This is a genomic window from Rhizobium sp. BK289, assembly GCF_014193575.1.
GTDB classification, from domain to species: Bacteria; Pseudomonadota; Alphaproteobacteria; order Rhizobiales; family Rhizobiaceae; genus Rhizobium; species Rhizobium tropici_C.
The window spans coordinates 63,295-80,569 of record NZ_JACHZO010000002.1; the positions used below are offsets into that span (position 1 = coordinate 63,295).

The following is a 17,275-nucleotide window of genomic DNA, read 5'->3' on the forward strand; positions in this document are numbered from 1 at the left end:
ACGTCACAGTGGGGTCTTGGAAATCAGATTTATGCCGGAACGATTCGACGTGGACAATCCCGACAGCTACATCGCCGCCGCCTTCGAAACCGACGATCCGGCCTCGATCGCCAAGGCGTTGGGTGAAGTGGCGCGCACGCGCAACATGAGCAAGCTTGCCAAGGATGTCGGCATGAACCGCTCGGCACTCTATCGCGCGCTCAGTGGCGACGGGAATCCGGAATTCGCAACGATCCTGAAGGTCGTCAGGGCACTCGGCCTTAAATTGACGCCGGTACCGGCCGCAAACTACGAATATCGACAACGCTCATGAGCTGAATTTCGACCCGTCGCGGAAATCATCTATTTTTCGTCGTTTGGAAGCCGCCAGGTGAGGGCCGATGTCCTCCCCTAATGAGGCATTCTTGCCATTAACGTCAAAATTGTATTGACTACCAGTGTTATTCGCCAACTGTCCTATGGATGGGAATATAGGAAATCAGGTGCTCAGAAATTACCTCCTTCATCTCGTTCCGGCTTTTTGTATCCCTGCAGGCTTATACCTTTTAGACAATAGCCTTCCATTGACTAATCTTTTTAAGGTTGGCTTGCTATTTCCGGCCCTACTGCTTGCGCTGAAGAGGTTACAGTTTTATTTCCCACCAGAAAACATAAAGGACCGCTCAATCGGCGGGACAGTTGAATACTCCATCCTGAATGGAATGGTCTACGCTACCTTCATGGTTGAATTTACAGGTCTCACACAGCCGTGGCTACAGCCAACAATCGTCGCGACATTGCGCACATTCATGATTGGCACCGCAGCCGTGACCGTATCCACTATAATTGTAAATCTAAACCAGCAGAAAAAGTTGCGTGATCTGAGCCGCGATGCATGACATTGGGCAGGATTTCGCCCGCAGTAGCTGCGAAACCGAACCCTGCCGCAAAAATACTGGATGGCGCTGATAAATTCATCACAGACTGCATGTTCACCGGAACGGCGATGTCAAAGCACGAAACGCATTGCGGGTGAATTATGGAGGAGCCAGCGTTAAGCGGGTTGCGCTGCCTGTCGCTGAGCCGCAAGGGCCGCAAGATCGGCGGGCTTCAGCTCGACGGATTCGCCGCAGCCGCAAGCCGATGTCTGATTGGGATTGGTGAAGATGAAGCCGGAACGCAGCGTCGTGGTCTCGAAGCCCATTTCCGTGCCGAGCAAATAGAGGACGGCCGACGGCTCGACCCAGACCTTTGCGCCATCGCGCTCGATCAGGTCGTCTTTGGGGTTCGGCTCGGTCACCAGGTCGATGGTATATTCCATGCCGGCACACCCGCCCTTTTTGATGCCGACGCGAACGCCCTTGGCATCGGGGCCGGAATTGCCGACGATCGCCTTGACGCGGGCTGCTGCCGCATCCGTCATGCTCATGATTGCGAAGCCCATGGGCTCATTCTCCTCTGGCATCGGCCCGAAAAGTGGTCCGGTTTTCGGACCAGCCGATGCCTACTTAAATGCAACCGGGGTCAAGATCCGGCGCTTCGAGTCTTAATGTAAAGCCGGCGGCTTAAAGCTTCAATACCAGCCGACGGCCACCTGTGCCTCTTCCGACATGCGATCCGGCGTCCATGGCGGGTCGAAGGTCATGCTGACGTCGACACCGGAAACACCTTCCACGGCGCCGACGGCATTTTCGACCCAGCCCGGCATTTCGCCGGCGACCGGGCAACCCGGTGCTGTCAGCGTCATGACGATCTTCACCATGCGGTCGTCTTCGATATCGATCTTGTAGACCAGACCAAGCTCGAAGATATCGGCGGGAATTTCCGGATCATAAACCGTCTTCAACGCGGAGATGATGTCGTCGCTGAGGCGCGTCAGCTCATCTGCGGGAATGCTGGAATGCACGATCCCTTCGCGTGCGTCGATCTTCTGTTCGCTTTCGTCGAGTGACATCGCTTGCCTCCTCAGGCAAAGAATTTCCGTGCATATTCCAGTGCGTCGGCCAGAGCATCCACCTCCGCGCGCGTATTGTACATGCCGAACGATGCACGGCATGTGGAGGTGACGCCGAAGCGTTTCAAGAGCGGTTGGGCGCAATGCGTGCCGGCACGAACGGCAACACCCTGCCGGTCGATCACCATCGAAACGTCGTGGGAGTGAATTCCCGCCAGCTCGAAGGAGAAGATGCCGCCCTTGCCTGGCGCCGTACCGATGACACGCAGCGAATTGATATCCCGCAGCCGTTCCGCCGCATAGGTGGCCAGATCGGCTTCGTGGCGCGCAATCGCTTCCCGGCCTATGCTGTCCATGTAATCGAGCGCATAACCAAGGCCGATCGCCTGCACGATCGGCGGCGTTCCCGCTTCGAAGCGATGCGGCGGATCGTTGTAGGTGACGTTTTCCTCGGTGACATCGAAAATCATCTCGCCGCCGCCCTGGAACGGCCGCATCTCGGCAAGCCGCTCCTTCTTGCCGTAGAGAACGCCGATACCCGAGGGGCCGTAAAGCTTGTGACCGGTCATGACATACCAGTCGCAATCGATATCCTGCACATCGACAGGCATATGCACAGCACCCTGCGAGCCGTCGATCAGAACCGGAATGCCACGCTCATGCGCAATGCGGCAGACTTCCTTCACGGGAACGACGGTTCCGAGCGCGTTCGACATATGGGTGATGGCGACGAGCTTGGTGCGCTCCGTCAGGCTCTTCTCGAAATCCTCGATATGGAACGCGCCCTCGTCGTCGACTGGCACCCACACGAGTTTGGCACCCTGCCGTTCCCGGATGAAATGCCAGGGAACGATGTTGGAGTGATGCTCCATGATGGAGACGACGATCTCGTCACCCTCGCCGATCTTCGGCATGCCCCAACCGTAGGCGATCGTGTTGATCGCCTCGGTCGAGTTCTTGGTAAAGACGATATCGTCGACCGACGGCGCATTCAGGAAGCGGCGCACCTTTTCGCGAGCCGCTTCATAGGCTTCCGTGGCAGCGTTGGACAGGAAATGCAGGCCGCGATGCACATTCGCATATTCGTTGGAATAGGCGTGAGAGATGGCATCGATGACGACCTGCGGCTTCTGCGCGGAAGCGCCATTGTCGAGATAGACGAGCGGCTTGCCATGCACCGTCTTCGCCAGGATCGGAAAATCCCGGCGAATGGCTTCGACGTCATAGGCTGTTGCCGGCACGATCTTGTCCACGAGCTTTGCCTCCAATCAGGCGTGCTTTTCCAGCCAGGCTGAGATAACGCCTTCCAGCGCCTCGACCAGGGCTTCGTCTTCCAGTTCCTCGACGATCTCGGCCACGAAGGCATTGACCAGCATGGCCCGCGCCTTGTTCCGCGGAATGCCGCGAGCCATCAGGTAGTAGAGATGGTTCTCGTCGATGTCGGCAACCGTTGCACCATGGCCGCACTGGACGTCGTCGGCGAAGATTTCGAGCTCCGGCTTGACGGAGAATTCAGCGTCGTCCGACATCAGCAACGTGTTGCATGCCATGCGTGCGTCGGTCTTCTGTGCATCGGGCGCAACCCGGATCATGCCCTGGAACACGCCGCGAGCGCGGTCGAACACCACGTTACGGACGATCTCGGTCGACGCAGTATGCGGAACGTCATGGCCAAGCACCAGCGTCACGTCCGTATGGGTGTCGCCGCCCAGCAGGTTGATGCCGCGCAGCGTCAGATCGGAACCCTCGCCCGTCACCTTCACATGCAGCTCCTGCCGCACCAGCTTGCCGCCGGCATTGATGACGAAGAGCTTCAGCTTCGCATCGGCGCCGAGATCGACGCGGATCTGACCGAGATGCGTATCCTCGGATCCCTGCTCCTGCAGGATGATCCAGATCACTTCCGCACCCTTACCGATCTTGATTTCACTCACCGACGAGACGAGAGCGGCAGCACCTTCGACAGCCTGGTGGCGTTCGATGACCGTCGCCTTCACGCCGGCCCCGAAGGAAACCGGCAAGCGGCTGTGGATCTGCCCGCCGGCGTGTACGAACTGCACCTCCAGCGGCGCTTCGAGTTCGGTGCCATCGGGAACGTCGATGACATAGCCATCGCGCACGAAGCTCGCATTGATGCGCCCGATGGCGTCATCCTTGCCGAGTGCTTCGAGCCCGGCGGCTGCCGTGCCATTGATCAGGCTGTCGGCGTAGCGTCCGACCGCCAGATTCTTGACGGAAGCCTTTTCGTTCGCCTTGCCCTGGAGGACCGCAAGAACCGGAGATCCCTCGACCGTCGGCGGCAGCGCCTCCACAAGACCCTTGCCGATGTCGCTGGGAACCAGGCGCAGCAGGTTCTTGAAATCGGTATAGTGCCAGGCTTCGACGCGGCGCGTCGGCAGGCCTGCCGTCTTCAGCTCGTCCAGCAGGCGGTCGCGGACGGCGAAAACCTCGCCATCACCAGGCAGATCGCCCATCTGGTCGTTATACGCCTCGATCAGCGCCGTTTCGGCTGATGTCAGGCGGTTCGTCGTCTGAATGTTCATCGACGTGTCCTTTCCGCCTCGATCAGGCTGCAGCTCCGATGATGTCGGCATAGCCGTTGGCTTCGAGCTCATGCGCCAGCGTCTTGTCGCCGGACTTGATCACCTGGCCCTTGTAGAGGACGTGGACGGTGTCCGGAACGATATAGTCGAGCAGGCGCTGGTAGTGGGTGATGACGATCACGGCGCGATCCGGGGAACGCAGCGCGTTGACGCCGTCGGCGACGATCTTCAGCGCGTCGATGTCGAGGCCGGAATCGGTTTCGTCGAGCACGCAAAGCTGCGGCTCCAGGAGCGCCATCTGCAGGATTTCGGCGCGCTTCTTTTCACCGCCGGAAAAGCCGACGTTCAGCGGGCGCTTCAGCATGTCCATGTTGATCTGCAGCTTGGCAGCGGCATCCTTGACGCGACGCAGGAAATCCGGCGTCGTCAGCTCGTCTTCGCCACGCGCCTTGCGCTGTTCGTTGAGCGCCACCTTCAGGAACTGCATGGTGGCAACGCCGGGGATTTCGACCGGATACTGGAACGCCAGGAAGATGCCCTTGGCGGCGCGCTCGGCGGCGTCGAGCTCCAGAATGCTCTCGCCGTTATAGAGGATGTCGCCCTCGGTGACTTCATAGTCCTCACGGCCGGCGAGAATGTAGGAGAGCGTCGACTTGCCGGAGCCGTTCGGGCCCATGATGGCAGCGACTTCGCCGGCCTTTACGGTCAGGTTCAGGCCACGGATGATCTCGGTGCCGTCTTCGGCGATACGGGCGTGCAGGTTCTTGATTTCAAGCATTTTAGTATCCTATCGCAGGAATGAGTGTGCGGCGCGCGTGGCGCGCCAAAGCTAGTTCTGGTTCGTGTGCGTCAGCCGACGCTGCCTTCGAGCGAGATGCCGATCAGCTTCTGCGCTTCGACGGCGAATTCCATCGGCAGCTCCTGCAGCACTTCCTTGACGAAGCCGTTGACGATCAGCGCAATCGCCGCTTCCTCCGGAATGCCGCGCTGCAGGCAGTAGAACAGCTGGTCTTCGGAAATCTTCGAGGTCGTGGCTTCATGCTCGAACTGCGCGGACGAATTCTTCGCCTCGATGTACGGCACCGTATGCGCGCCGCACTTGTCGCCGATCAAAAGCGAGTCGCACTGCGTGAAGTTGCGGGCGTTGGTCGCGCGGCGATGCGCCGAGACCTGGCCGCGATAGGTATTCTGCGAGACACCGGCCGCGATACCCTTCGAGATGATGCGGCTCGACGTGTTCTTGCCGAGATGGATCATCTTGGTGCCACTGTCGACCTGCTGATGGCCGTTCGAAACCGCGATGGAATAGAACTCACCACGGCTGTCATCGCCGCGCAGGATGCAGGACGGATACTTCCAGGTGATGGCAGAGCCGGTCTCGACCTGTGTCCAGGAAATCTTGGAGCGGTGGCCGCGGCAATCGCCACGCTTGGTGACGAAGTTGTAGATGCCGCCCTTGCCGTGCTTGTCGCCCGGATACCAGTTCTGGACGGTCGAATACTTGATCTCGGCGTCATCGAGCGCAACCAGCTCGACGACAGCGGCGTGCAGCTGGTTTTCATCGCGCTGCGGCGCCGTGCAGCCTTCCAGATAGGAGACATAGGCACCTTCTTCGGCGATGATCAGCGTGCGCTCGAACTGGCCGGTATTCTTTTCGTTGATGCGGAAGTAGGTCGACAGTTCCATCGGGCAACGAACGCCCTTCGGCACGAAGACGAACGAACCGTCGGTGAAGACGGCCGAATTCAACGTCGCATAGAAATTGTCCGTCGTCGGCACCACGGAGCCGAGGTACTTGCGCACCAGCTCGGGATATTCGCGGATGGCTTCCGAGATCGACATGAAGATCACGCCGGCCTTCTTCAGCTCTTCCTTGAAGGTCGTGACGACCGAAACGGAATCGAACACCGCGTCGACGGCGATCTTCGGCTTCTCGACGCCGGCGAGAATTTCCTGCTCGCGCAGCGGAATGCCGAGCTTCTCGTAGGTCTTCAGAAGCTCCGGATCAACGTCGTCGAGCGACTTCGGACCGGCGAATTTCTTCGGCGCGGCATAATAGTGAATATCGTTGAAGTCGATCTTCGGATAGTCGACGCGCGCCCATGTGGGCTCTTCAAGCGTCAGCCAGCGGCGATAGGCCTCGAGGCGCCATTCCAGCATCCAATCCGGCTCCTGCTTCTTGGCGGAGATGAAGCGGATAATGTCTTCGGAGAGGCCCTTGGGAGCCTTTTCCACCTCGATCGTGGTCTCAAAACCATACTTATACTGGTCCACGTCAATCAGGCGAACCTGATCGACCGTTTCCTGGACTGCAGGCATTTCGTTCTCCAATCTCGCCGGATCCAAGGTCCGGCAGCTTGTCAACGTTGCGGCAGACTTATGTCTACCCCCTATGTAGTCGGCCAAAAGGGACTTTTCACCCCGATTGGCAAGCGGAAATTTCGGTTTCCGCAAAATTGTGGCCGTCAGGCCGCCGCACCCGCCAGCTTGCGCCTTGCCGCGATGCGGGAAAACGCGGCGATTGCGCGATCAATCTCCGCTTCGGTCGTGGTTGGACCCAGCGAAATGCGCAACGCTCCAAGCTTGGGATCGCATCCCATCGCCACGAGCACATGGCTCTCGCCGACCTTGCCGGACGAGCAGGCGGACCCGGCAGAAATCGCCACCCCTTCCAGGTCGAAAGCGATCTGGCCGGTTTCGGATTTCAGTCCCGGCAGCGTGAAAAAGCTGGTGTTCGGAACGCGCGCACCCTGCTCGCCATGAATAATGACATCCGGTGCGCTCTGCCGCATGCCTTCTTCCAGCCGGTCGCGTAGTCTGGCAATTGCGACATTCCGTTCTTCTAGCCTGTCGAACGCGGCAGCGGCAGCCGCACCGAAGCCAATGATGGCAAGCGTGTTTTCCGTACCCGAGCGATGGCCCTTTTCCTGGCCGCCGCCATGGATCAACGGTTTCGGCATCAGCACCTCGCCACGCGAGACGAGCGCGCCGGCACCCTTGGGACCGCCAATCTTGTGCGAGGAGACGATCAGGAAATCCGCACCGATCGCATCGATATCGAGCGGAACGCGGCCGGCGGCCTGAACTGCGTCGACCACGAAGAGCCCGCCCGCCGCCTGAACAAGCTTCGCGGCTTCAATCACAGGCTGGAGAATACCGGTCTCGTTATTGGCAAACATGATGGCGACCATCGGTAAGCCGGCCGTTTTGTCATGCGCCGACAGCAACGCTTCCAGTGCGGCAAGATCGACCGTGCCTTCCGGCGTTACCGGTATTTCGCTGACATTATCTCTGGCAAACCGCCCGCCTTCGCGCACGGCCGGATGTTCGACGGCCGATATATAAAGATGGCTGACGGCAAGCGGCGTCCGGCCCATGCGAAATTCCGGCGTCAACACCATATTGGCCGCCTCGGTGGCGCCGCTGGTGAAAACGATGTGCGCGGGTTCCGCGCCCGTCAGGCTTGCCACTTGCCTCCGGGCGGCCTCGACAGCGGCCCGCGCTGCCCTACCTTCGCCGTGAACGGAATTGGGGTTGCCTTGAATATCCATTGCACGCAACATCGCATCGCGCGCCGCCGGATGAAGCGGCGCGGTAGCATTCCAGTCGAGATAGAGGCGTGTTGCCGCCATAATCTTCTTCCTGCGCGACTTTGCTTTACTGCGGCCGGCTCATTTTCCTTGAAATTTCAGCCGGGCATGCCTTATGACACGTTCCACAAACCGTTGCACAGACAACAGGCGGAACACCGCATCAAGTTTCGAATTGTTCTAAACTGCGTTCTAGAAAAGATGAGCGCATTCGTCAAGTCAACTTGCTGCGTGCCGTTGGATTTGGACGCAGAAAAAGAAGAGCCGGAGTATCAATGCCCGAAGTAATTTTCAACGGCCCCGCAGGCCGCCTTGAAGGCCGCTATCAGCCCTCCAAGGAAAAAAGCGCCCCGATCGCCATTATTCTCCATCCGCATCCCCAGTTCGGCGGCACGATGAATAATCAGGTGGTCTACCAGCTCTTCTATATGTTCCAGAAGCGCGGTTTCACCACACTCCGCTTCAATTTCCGCGGCATCGGCCGCAGCCAGGGTGAATTCGATCACGGCGCCGGCGAGCTTTCCGATGCGGCATCGGCACTCGACTGGGTCCAGAGCCTCCATCCCGATTCGAAGAGCTGCTGGGTTGCCGGCTATTCCTTCGGCGCCTGGATCGGCATGCAGCTGCTGATGCGCCGCCCCGAGATCGAAGGTTTCATGTCGATCGCGCCGCAGCCGAATATATACGATTTCTCCTTCCTTGCTCCCTGCCCGTCATCCGGCCTGATCATCAACGGCGATGCGGACAAGGTTGCTCCGGAAAAGGATGTCAACGGCCTTGTCGAGAAGCTGAAGACGCAGAAGGGCATCCTGATCACGCACAAGGTCGTGCCGGGCGCCAACCACTTCTTCAACGGCCAGGTCGAAACGCTGCTCAGCGAATGCGAGGATTATCTCGACCGCCGCCTGAATGGCGAACTGGTGCCGGAACCGGCCGCCAAACGCATTCGCTAAGAAGCGGTACCCGTCTCAGAGCGTTTCCGCGTTTCTTTGAAACACGGAAACGCTCAATTTTACCGTTTACGCATTCCGGTCGAAAATCGTTGCAAACTTTTCCCGGAACTCCTCCTAGCGCGACATCCTGAAGCAAAGGCCTGAAGTGCCGCTGACAACGATCGGCGCTTCGTACTGCATTCCGATTTTCTGGAGAACTCGCTGCGAAGCAGCGTTTTCCGGATGCGTGAATGCGATGAACCGATCGGTAAAGCCGCGGCGGAAAAACCACTGCGCGAGCGCGCCGGCGATTTCGGTGGCATAGCCATTGCCCCACGCGTCCTGCCGAAGCGAATAGCCGAGTTCGAACTCGCCTCGCCCTCTCTCCTGGAAGCGCGAAAATCCGGCACGGCCGATAAAGCGTCCATCCTCGCGCCGCAGCAGCTTGTATTTGGTCGTGCCATCTCGCGCATGTTCATCGAACCAGCTTTTCAGCCGTTCCTCGGCCTTCTCCAGCGTCCAAGGAGCCGCACCCGAGAGATAGCGCGTCGTGTCGATCGTCGAATGCAATTGCCGAATTACTTCGGCATCACCCTTGTCCCACATCGTCAGAACGAGGCGCGGGGTTTCGAGTATGATGGTGTCACTCATCTGCCTGCCTATTTTCGTGATGGATCTGCAGCCTGCTGGGTGTATGGCAGCGCCGATTGACGACCGGCCGGTCAGTGCTAACCGCTCGGGCCGATTTCAACAAGCCGATCAAGTGACAATATCGCGTGCGAAGGCCCGCCGAAGCGAGCCTTGAAATTATCGCTTGATATCATCGGTCAGTGACATGCCGGCAGGCCAGGAGCGCCGCACTTCTTCTTTTCCGGAGACTTCTGCGGCGGAAGCGGTCTTTTAACCTGTTGCACGACCTTCGCCTGCGCCACGACATGCGGCAAGGGTCTGGGCTGCGCAGGAGTCGGATTGGCTCGCCTGGGCGGGGCGGCGGCCACATGAGGTTGACTGCTGATCCGAGGTTGGTTGTTGGAGATGGCCTTGGGCTTCGCCGGAGTTCGGGCGGCAACAGCGGGAGCGTGGGCACTGGGCTTCGGTGCAACTGCAACCGTTTTCGGTTTGCCACTCGGCGCTGTTTGCTGTGCCGGGGTCTTGGCAATCTGGTTTTGCTCCTTGGCACCGGGAAGTGCATGAGCATTGGCGTTCGGTGCAGCCTGAGGCTGTTGAGCCTGTTTCGTCTGCGCTCCGCCCGGATTGGCCAGCTTGCCCGTGGTTGGCAAAGGCTGACCATTTGCGCCGGGAAGCGCGTGTACATTGATATTTGTGCCTTGCTGAGCAGGTTGCGTGGCGACAGCCGGATTATGCGATGCATTCGGTGCGACTTGTGGCGATTGCCCCTGCTTCGTCTGAGCGGCTCCCGGCAGTGCATGAGCTGCAGCATTTCCGGCTTGCGGCTGGGCCGAAGGTGCGGCCGCCGGAGCCGTTCCGGGCGCCGCCTTGACCGCTGCGGCCGGATTCTGCTTTTGCAGAATCGCCGCCTTCTTCTGCACTGATGGCGGCAGGGCGACATGCAGCGCCACGGCGCCTGCTCCGGCAATGACGGCTGCGCCGCCAAGCTTCTGGCCCGTCGTCAGCCCGGGTGCTGCAGGCGCAGCGCCATTTTCATTGACGACAGTATTGTTATTGATGACCGTCGTGTTGTTCACGACCGTATTGTGGATGTTGTTGAAGATGATGTTGTTTTCGGGCGGTGCGATATCGCGCGGCGGTTCGACCCATCGAGGGACCGGAACGAAGACTGGCGCCGGCAATACATAGAGATTGACCGAAGGCTGCGGCGGTGCCAGCACGACGAAATCCTGTGGCGGCGGCGCGAGGAAAACGAGGGGCGGCGGCGGTGCATAGCCGAAGTCGGCATCATCGAAATAAAGCACTGGCCGCTCGACATAGACCACCTCCGGCGGCGGTGGTGGCGGCACGTCATATTCGATGACGGTGAAGGACGGCGGCGGCTCAAGCGCTGCCTCGAAATGTTCGAGACTGCGGCGGGCATCCCACACATGGGGACCGCGCGGATAACGCCTGAGATAGGACCAATAGGCCTCCGGCGTATCGGCAATCCAGGTCTCGCGCCAGGTGATAGCCTCGCGGCGGGCAGCGACAATGGCGCGCACGCGCCTTGCCATGGAGTCGTTGGGATAGGCTGCCAGAAAATCCTCATAGCCCTGTAGCGTGTCGCGATCGAGCGCGGCGAAATAGGCATCCCGCTCGTCGAAATCGCGGATCGCCTTCGTGCGGATTGCCGCGTTATCGTAGCTCACCACCTGGGTGGCCGGCGCATCGGGACCGCGATCGAAGAAGGTAAGGGCATTTCTGAATTTGGAGGCATCCCAGGAGATCTGCGCGCCCTTGGTCAGATCGCTGACGCGCAGGCGCGTGCGATCGAATACGTCGTCAAGGGGCAGACCGCCGACGCGGATCATCTCCGCCAGCGCATGCGCGTAGGAACCATAGGGACCGGCCTCCTGCGGCGCCACCGTGCCGGGCGCTGCATTGAAGGCGATCAGCTGGTTGGCGTCTGGATCGACCAAGGCCAGACCGCCGGCCAGCGGCTGGCTGGACTGCACGAATGGATTGGCCCTCGCCGCATCCAGCACGACGATGCTGCCGCGATTGTTGATCGCGGCCAGCGACTTCGTGAAGTCGCTCACGCGGATCGCCTGAACGGGGACATCCGTAGCATTGGTGATCTGTGCATCGACAGGAACGAAATAATTGTCGCCCTCATATTGCACACCATAGCCCGCCAGATACACGAAGACGACGGTGTTGGGGCCTGATGCGTTGGCTTTCGTCAGAAAGTCGCGCATGGCGTCGCGCAGCCCGTTCTGGTCGAGGTCGCGCGCGCCGATCACATCGAAGCCCGCGGCCTGCAGCGTCTGCGCGATCAGGCCGGCATCATTGGCCGGCGTCGGAAGCGCGCCAGCCTTGTAGACGGCATTACCCACGACGAAGGCTATTCTCTTTTCGGGAGAACCCTGCGCTTCGGCCGGACTCGTAGCAGCGATACCGGCCAAAACCAACATCATGGCAAGAAATGCCCAGATCGTCCTTTGAGATGACAATCCCATCATCGAGAGCAGAGGTGACATACCGGCTTCTTTCGCGAAACATGTGACGCACACGGGATGAATGGGAAATGGCTAGGATTGGATTTGGGCGGATACGCGGCATATTCCCGGCGGCATGGCGGCGATGTCGCGGTCTATTCACGTTCAGACGCGCTCGGTTACAAATCCCGCCTCAATCGAAACTTGCCACCCGCGACACCAAAATGATGACGTGCCGGCAAATCGGTGCTAAACGCGCCTCCGCAATATTCAACAACAGCGACTTCGCCGCATCCTTCATCGATGCGGCTTCGAGAGACCAAGATCATGGCTGAGTTCAAATCCGATTTCCTGCGCACCCTGCACGAGCGCGGCTTCATTCATCAGATTTCCGATGAAGCCGGCCTCGATGACCTTTTCGCCAAGGAAACCGTGACGGCCTATATCGGCTTCGATCCGACTGCATCAAGCTTGCATGCGGGTTCGCTGATCCAGATCATGATGCTGCACTGGCTGCAGGCGACCGGCCATCGACCCATTTCGCTGATGGGCGGCGGTACCGGCATGGTCGGTGATCCCTCGTTCAAGGACGAAGCCCGCCAGCTGATGACGATCGACACGATCGAGAGCAACATCGCCTCGATCAAGCGCTGCTTCTCGAACTACCTCACCTATGGTGAAGACCCGAAGGACGCGTTGATGATCAATAACGCCGAATGGCTGCGCTCGCTCAACTACCTGGAATTCCTGCGCGATGTTGGCCGCCACTTCTCGGTCAACCGCATGCTGTCCTTCGACAGCGTCAAGACGCGCCTGGATCGCGAGCAGTCGCTGTCGTTCCTCGAATTCAACTACATGATCCTGCAGGCCTACGACTTCGTCGAGTTGGCCAAGCGTTACGATTGCCGCCTGCAGATGGGCGGTTCGGACCAGTGGGGCAATATCGTCAACGGCATCGACCTCGGTCACCGCATGGGGACGAAACAGCTCTTCGCCTTGACCTCGCCGCTGCTGACGACGGCGTCCGGCGCCAAGATGGGCAAGTCCGCCACCGGCGCGGTCTGGCTGAATGCCGACCTGCTTTCGGCCTACGACTTCTGGCAGTACTGGCGCAACACCGAGGATGCCGATGTCTCGCGCTTCCTGAAGCTCTACACGACGCTGCCGATGGATGAGATCGCACGGCTTTCGGCCCTGGCCGGCTCCGAGATCAATGAAGTCAAGAAGATCCTCGCGACTGAAGTGACCGCGATCCTGCATGGCCGCGCGGCAGCCGAACAGGCCGCCGAAACGGCCCGCAAGACCTTCGAGGAAGGCGGCCTGTCCGAAAACCTGCCATCGATCGACGTTCCGGCGTCCGAACTCGAAGCCGGCATCGGGCTTCTCTCGCTGATCGTGCGCGCCGGCCTTGCCGCTTCCAACGGCGAGGCTCGCCGTCATGTTCAGGGCGGCGCGGTTCGTATCAACGATGAAGCCATCAGCGACGAACGCAAGATCATTGGCAGCGGCGAAGTGACGGCCGACGGCGTCATCAAGCTGTCGCTCGGCAAGAAGAAGCACATCCTGATCCGCCCGGCTGCCTAAACCGCGGAACAGTCTGAGAATGAATAAAGCCGGCGTCCCCTCGCCGGCTTTATGGTTTCTGCATGAAAGAAAGCCGCGGTCGCCCTGCAGCACATTCGTCAATATTCAAATATCTGCCTGAAGACACCCGGCGCGATGATCGACAACGGGTTGATCTGGAGGTTCGATTTTTCCAGCGTGCCGGTCAGCCTGAAGGTGATGCCGATGAGGCCACGGTCGCTGCCGTTGCCGAGGATGAAGCCGACGATCGGAACCTCTGCGAACAGCCGGTTCAGGCCGTAGGCAGGCATGAAGGTTCCGGTCATGTCCATCTTGCCGCTGGCATCCTTCAGCGTTCCCTGGAACGTCGCGCCGAGCTGCACGCCGCGCACCACGCCGTTTTCGACCGATAGCGTGCCGTCACGCATGACAAGCCGCGCAAAGCCCCGCTCGAAGCTCTGCGAACGCGTATCGATATTCTGCTTCACCGCCGCATTCAGGCTCTTTCCGTTCTTGCCGCTCGGGGTCGAGACGATGGTGGACAGCTTCTTTTCATCGATGATCGCGAAGTTGCGGATATCGAGCGAACCATCCCAATCATCTCGGCCGGTCGACCGCAGCGATAGGTTGAGGAGCCCCCCCTGCAGGTGCTTGTAGAGATCGGTGAAGCGCGCGACTGCGCCGGCGTCGCCGCTCGTGATGCGAATCACACCATTATTGCCTTTGCTCATCTGGGTGACGAGCGCCTCGCCGCTACGCGTCACGCCGGAAAAATCCGCTGCCGTCGTCTTGCCGCCGGCGATCGAGTAGACGCCCTTGACGTTGCCCACGGTCTCGTCGTTGAAACCGATGACCTTGTCGATATTGGCGCGAACGGTCGCGCTCGCCGAAGCATCGCTATCCGAATTTTGCTGGCCACCTGAGGTCGACGACTTCAGACGCGCCAGGATCGGACGTATGTCGGCGGAGTTGCCCGATATGGCGACATCGTAACTGCCGCTTTTGCTCCGCTTCAGGGAAAGCGCAAAATCGTCGAGCGCGGAAAGCTTGACGCTGTCGAAACTCGCGGATGTCAGAGTCCCCTTGCTGATCAGCAGATCGCCGCTGACGCCGAAGCCGTCGCCCTTGAGCGTGAAATTCTTGAGCGTCGTCTGATTGTCGGGGCCGGATGCCTCGAACTGCGCGACCGCTCCAATACCGCTGCCCTTCGACCAGCCGACCCAGGGCACCGTCAGTGCCGCCTTGCCGAGATCGACCTTGACGCCCTGGCGATCCTCGTCGAGGCGCGTCAACTCCACCTTGACGGGTCCATCGATTATATCGCGAAGGCCGGGCAGAACTGCATTGCGCTGCGCATCCGTCAGCGTGGCCGTAATCACACGCGTTCGCTTTACCGGCGATTTGCTGTCGGTCGGCTCGACCATGTCGATCTCTGCGGGAATGCCATCGATCTGGGCTTCGGCCTGCAGATGAACCGATTGCGGATCGGCTGAAATCTCACCCGTCAGATTGTCGATCTTGCGATTGTTCATCGGCTTCAGCAGATCGACATTGTCAAGCTCGAGCTTCGCCTGCCAGTCCGGCGGAGGCGGCTGCTGATCCCTGATCAATCCGATCCTGGCATCGACCTTGGCGACGATCTTGCCGTTGAAATCCTCCGGCTTGAACTCGGTCCGCTGCAGCACCTCGAGCGGCTTATAGGTCAGGAGCTCGCCTATGGCGTCACCGGAGCCCGATATCGTCAGGTCGAGATCGGCCATCAACGGCTTGTCGTATGTCGCCGGGATCGAGAAGCTGCTGTCGTTTAGAGTGATCGTCCGACCAGTGGCGAAATAGGAGGTTGCCGTCGCGATATTGACGGCCATGTTCGGCCCGGTCAAATCGAAATGGGCCTTGGTGTCTCGCAACGGCGGGATGTCACCCGGGACGTTCATGCGCGCGCCGGCGATGTCGAAGGCGATATGCAGCTCGTTCTTGCCGAGCTGCAGCTTGCCGTTTTGTGAAGCTTCCCTCAGCCTTCCGGCAGGAATAAAGACGGATATGACGGCATTGGTCACCGAGCCACCAAAGAGATTGGCCTCGACCCACGTCCTTGGTTTCGAGGCCATCCAGAAAGGCCAAAGCTGCTTGACGACGGTCGTATCCAGTTTGTCGGCACGGCCGCCGAAGCTGATTTCCGGCGAGCTGTCACCGAGCTTCACGTGCAGGGAACCGAACAGCGCGCCTTGCGGTGTCGATATACCGAGGTTTTCGAGCTGGAGTTCCTTGGTCTCGGAAAGAAAGTGCCCGGTGGCGCGACCATCGAAGCTGACCGGTTTTTCCCCGGAGATCGATGATGCGGCAACGCCATCCTTAATGACGAAATCGATGCCGAAACCCTTGCCCGCATTGGCATTGACACGATCGAGATCGATGACCGCACCGGAGAACGGCACCATGGTGCCGACGAATTGCACCTTCGAAGGCGCAATCTCCAGCGTCTGATGATCGAAATTATAAGCGAGGTTGATGTTGCCCTGTGTCAGGTCCTGGACGTCGCGGTCCATATAGAGGGTGCCGGGCTGCACGTCGATCGAGGCTTCCAGCTTCGGATCGATGCCGGCATCGCCCTTGACGGCGGACAGTGTCACATCGGCGAAACTGATGACGCCCTGCCGCGGCGCGCCGTTCGCATCATAGGCCATGGTCAATGGCTTGAGATCGAGATTGGAGATCTTCGCCGTCAGCGAAGAACTGTGGCCGGGCTGCTGCTGCGTCGCCTTCACATCCAGTGTCGCCACCGACCCGTTGACGGCAACCTCGCCAAAGAGATGCAACGCGTTCGGCTCGGCGCGTTCGAAGGTAAGATTGTCGACCACGAGAGAGATCGGATCGCCTTCCTGGCGCGCCAGCTTCATCGAGAATCCGGAAATGCGCACAGAATTCGTGCCGCCGCGCTGCACGAAATGCTCCAGGAAATCGAGATTGTCGAAGGCAGCGTTCAGCGCCTGCGGCAGCGCATCGACCCGCAGCTTCGTCAGATCGACGGGATCCCCTTGGGGCAGAAGCGACGTATCGAGCGCGATGCCCTCCGCCGCCACGCTTGCAACTTCCACCCGGCCATCAAGCAAAGCCAGCGGATCGAGCTCCATGTTGACGGCAGACATGGTCGACAGATGCTTGCCGCTTTCCTGATCGACGACGTTCACGTCATGGGCTTCGAGCGTCAGCCGCAGGCCGGATGTAAATCGGATCACGGTTGCGCCGACTTCGGCCTTGTAGCGAGGACCAATGGCATGATCGAGCGCCGTCTGCGCCTTCTGCGACAGCGGCGCGTCGAAAATACCGCCCTCAATGGTCGCGACGACGGCTCCAAGGATGATGGCGAGAAATGCAAAGAAAACCAGTGTGATACGGCAAACATGCCAGATATGCGAGCGACGACGGCGAACGCGCTCCGGCACGTGCACGATCAGCGGATCTTCGGCCTGGGCGGACGGCAGATTGTCGAGCGGCACGAGATCCTTTTTGCGGAATGTTATCTTTTCGCCTCGGATCACTCCTGCGCGTGCCTTTCGCTCTCTACAATTTTGTTGGTGACGCTGCGTCCCATTGGACGGCACAC

14 protein-coding genes are annotated in these 17,275 nt (G+C 59.8%); 4 read left to right on the plus strand and 10 right to left on the minus strand.

The genetic code is table 11. The annotated features are described in order from the left end of the window. Positions 1 to 31 precede the first annotated feature (31 nt). Positions 32 to 313: an addiction module antidote protein gene (locus tag FHT84_RS04075; RefSeq protein ID WP_112343145.1), complete on the plus strand. Its 282-nt coding sequence runs from the start codon at positions 32 to 34 to the stop codon at positions 311 to 313. A 169-nt stretch (positions 314 to 482) separates the two neighbouring features. Next, entirely contained in the window at positions 483 to 878 is a 396-nt protein-coding gene (locus FHT84_RS04080) for a hypothetical protein (RefSeq protein ID WP_162737072.1), read from the plus strand. 155 nt (positions 879 to 1,033) lie between these two features. On the opposite strand, the gene sufA is transcribed toward FHT84_RS04080, so the two are convergent. The 7 genes from sufA to FHT84_RS04115 form a co-directional block, all read right to left on the minus strand. Then, on the minus strand, positions 1,034 to 1,423 hold the full coding sequence (gene sufA, locus FHT84_RS04085) for a Fe-S cluster assembly scaffold SufA (protein WP_112343146.1): 390 nt from the start codon (positions 1,421 to 1,423) through the stop codon (positions 1,034 to 1,036). A 129-nt stretch (positions 1,424 to 1,552) separates the two neighbouring features. Then, positions 1,553 to 1,933 carry an SUF system Fe-S cluster assembly protein gene (locus FHT84_RS04090; RefSeq protein ID WP_183761385.1) on the minus strand — a complete coding sequence of 127 codons (381 nt, stop codon included), beginning with the start codon at positions 1,931 to 1,933 and terminating at the stop codon, positions 1,553 to 1,555. Between the two features lie 11 nt (positions 1,934 to 1,944). After that, complete coding sequence (locus FHT84_RS04095; protein ID WP_112343181.1) at positions 1,945 to 3,186, minus strand: cysteine desulfurase; 1,242 nt, start codon at positions 3,184 to 3,186, stop codon at positions 1,945 to 1,947. A 15-nt stretch (positions 3,187 to 3,201) separates the two neighbouring features. Then, positions 3,202 to 4,476: a Fe-S cluster assembly protein SufD gene (gene sufD / locus FHT84_RS04100; RefSeq protein ID WP_112343147.1), complete on the minus strand. Its 1,275-nt coding sequence runs from the start codon at positions 4,474 to 4,476 to the stop codon at positions 3,202 to 3,204. 22 nt (positions 4,477 to 4,498) lie between these two features. Further along, a complete protein-coding gene (gene sufC / locus FHT84_RS04105) occupies positions 4,499 to 5,254 on the minus strand; it encodes a Fe-S cluster assembly ATPase SufC (RefSeq protein ID WP_092716448.1) in 756 nt (251 codons plus the stop codon). A 71-nt stretch (positions 5,255 to 5,325) separates the two neighbouring features. Further along, positions 5,326 to 6,795: a Fe-S cluster assembly protein SufB gene (sufB, locus tag FHT84_RS04110; protein ID WP_112343148.1), complete on the minus strand. Its 1,470-nt coding sequence runs from the start codon at positions 6,793 to 6,795 to the stop codon at positions 5,326 to 5,328. A gap of 146 nt (positions 6,796 to 6,941) precedes the next feature. After that, a complete protein-coding gene (locus tag FHT84_RS04115; protein ID WP_112343149.1) occupies positions 6,942 to 8,108 on the minus strand; it encodes a cysteine desulfurase family protein in 1,167 nt (388 codons plus the stop codon). Between the two features lie 233 nt (positions 8,109 to 8,341). Here FHT84_RS04115 and FHT84_RS04120 point away from each other — a divergent pair, with 233 nt between their 5' ends. Next, complete coding sequence (locus FHT84_RS04120) at positions 8,342 to 9,019, plus strand: alpha/beta hydrolase (protein ID WP_112343151.1); 678 nt, start codon at positions 8,342 to 8,344, stop codon at positions 9,017 to 9,019. Between the two features lie 114 nt (positions 9,020 to 9,133). Here the strand turns inward: FHT84_RS04120 and FHT84_RS04125 are convergent, their stop codons facing one another. Both FHT84_RS04125 and FHT84_RS04130 read right to left on the minus strand, forming a co-directional pair. Next, positions 9,134 to 9,649: a GNAT family N-acetyltransferase gene (locus tag FHT84_RS04125; RefSeq protein ID WP_112343152.1), complete on the minus strand. Its 516-nt coding sequence runs from the start codon at positions 9,647 to 9,649 to the stop codon at positions 9,134 to 9,136. A 176-nt stretch (positions 9,650 to 9,825) separates the two neighbouring features. Continuing rightward, positions 9,826 to 12,150, minus strand: coding sequence for a caspase domain-containing protein (locus FHT84_RS04130; protein ID WP_183761382.1), 2,325 nt, complete (start codon positions 12,148 to 12,150; stop codon positions 9,826 to 9,828). Between the two features lie 285 nt (positions 12,151 to 12,435). Between FHT84_RS04130 and tyrS the strand changes: the two genes are divergently transcribed. Next, positions 12,436 to 13,692: a tyrosine--tRNA ligase gene (gene tyrS / locus FHT84_RS04135; RefSeq protein WP_183761379.1), complete on the plus strand. Its 1,257-nt coding sequence runs from the start codon at positions 12,436 to 12,438 to the stop codon at positions 13,690 to 13,692. A gap of 98 nt (positions 13,693 to 13,790) precedes the next feature. On the opposite strand, the gene FHT84_RS04140 is transcribed toward tyrS, so the two are convergent. Next, positions 13,791 to 17,210, minus strand: coding sequence for a DUF3971 domain-containing protein (locus tag FHT84_RS04140; RefSeq protein ID WP_112343155.1), 3,420 nt, complete (start codon positions 17,208 to 17,210; stop codon positions 13,791 to 13,793). Positions 17,211 to 17,275 lie beyond the last annotated feature (65 nt).

Coding starts and splice junctions, on each gene's coding strand:
- FHT84_RS04075 (WP_112343145.1), top strand. CDS start 32: ATGCCGGAACGATTCGACGTGGACAATCCCGACAGCTACATCGCCGCC.
- sufA (WP_112343146.1), bottom strand. CDS start 1,423: ATGGGCTTCGCAATCATGAGCATGACGGATGCGGCAGCAGCCCGCGTC.
- FHT84_RS04090 (WP_183761385.1), bottom strand. CDS start 1,933: ATGTCACTCGACGAAAGCGAACAGAAGATCGACGCACGCGAAGGGATC.
- sufD (WP_112343147.1), bottom strand. CDS start 4,476: ATGAACATTCAGACGACGAACCGCCTGACATCAGCCGAAACGGCGCTG.
- sufC (WP_092716448.1), bottom strand. CDS start 5,254: ATGCTTGAAATCAAGAACCTGCACGCCCGTATCGCCGAAGACGGCACC.
- sufB (WP_112343148.1), bottom strand. CDS start 6,795: ATGCCTGCAGTCCAGGAAACGGTCGATCAGGTTCGCCTGATTGACGTG.
- FHT84_RS04115 (WP_112343149.1), bottom strand. CDS start 8,108: ATGGCGGCAACACGCCTCTATCTCGACTGGAATGCTACCGCGCCGCTT.
- FHT84_RS04120 (WP_112343151.1), top strand. CDS start 8,342: ATGCCCGAAGTAATTTTCAACGGCCCCGCAGGCCGCCTTGAAGGCCGC.
- FHT84_RS04125 (WP_112343152.1), bottom strand. CDS start 9,649: ATGAGTGACACCATCATACTCGAAACCCCGCGCCTCGTTCTGACGATG.
- FHT84_RS04130 (WP_183761382.1), bottom strand. CDS start 12,150: ATGTCACCTCTGCTCTCGATGATGGGATTGTCATCTCAAAGGACGATC.
- tyrS (WP_183761379.1), top strand. CDS start 12,436: ATGGCTGAGTTCAAATCCGATTTCCTGCGCACCCTGCACGAGCGCGGC.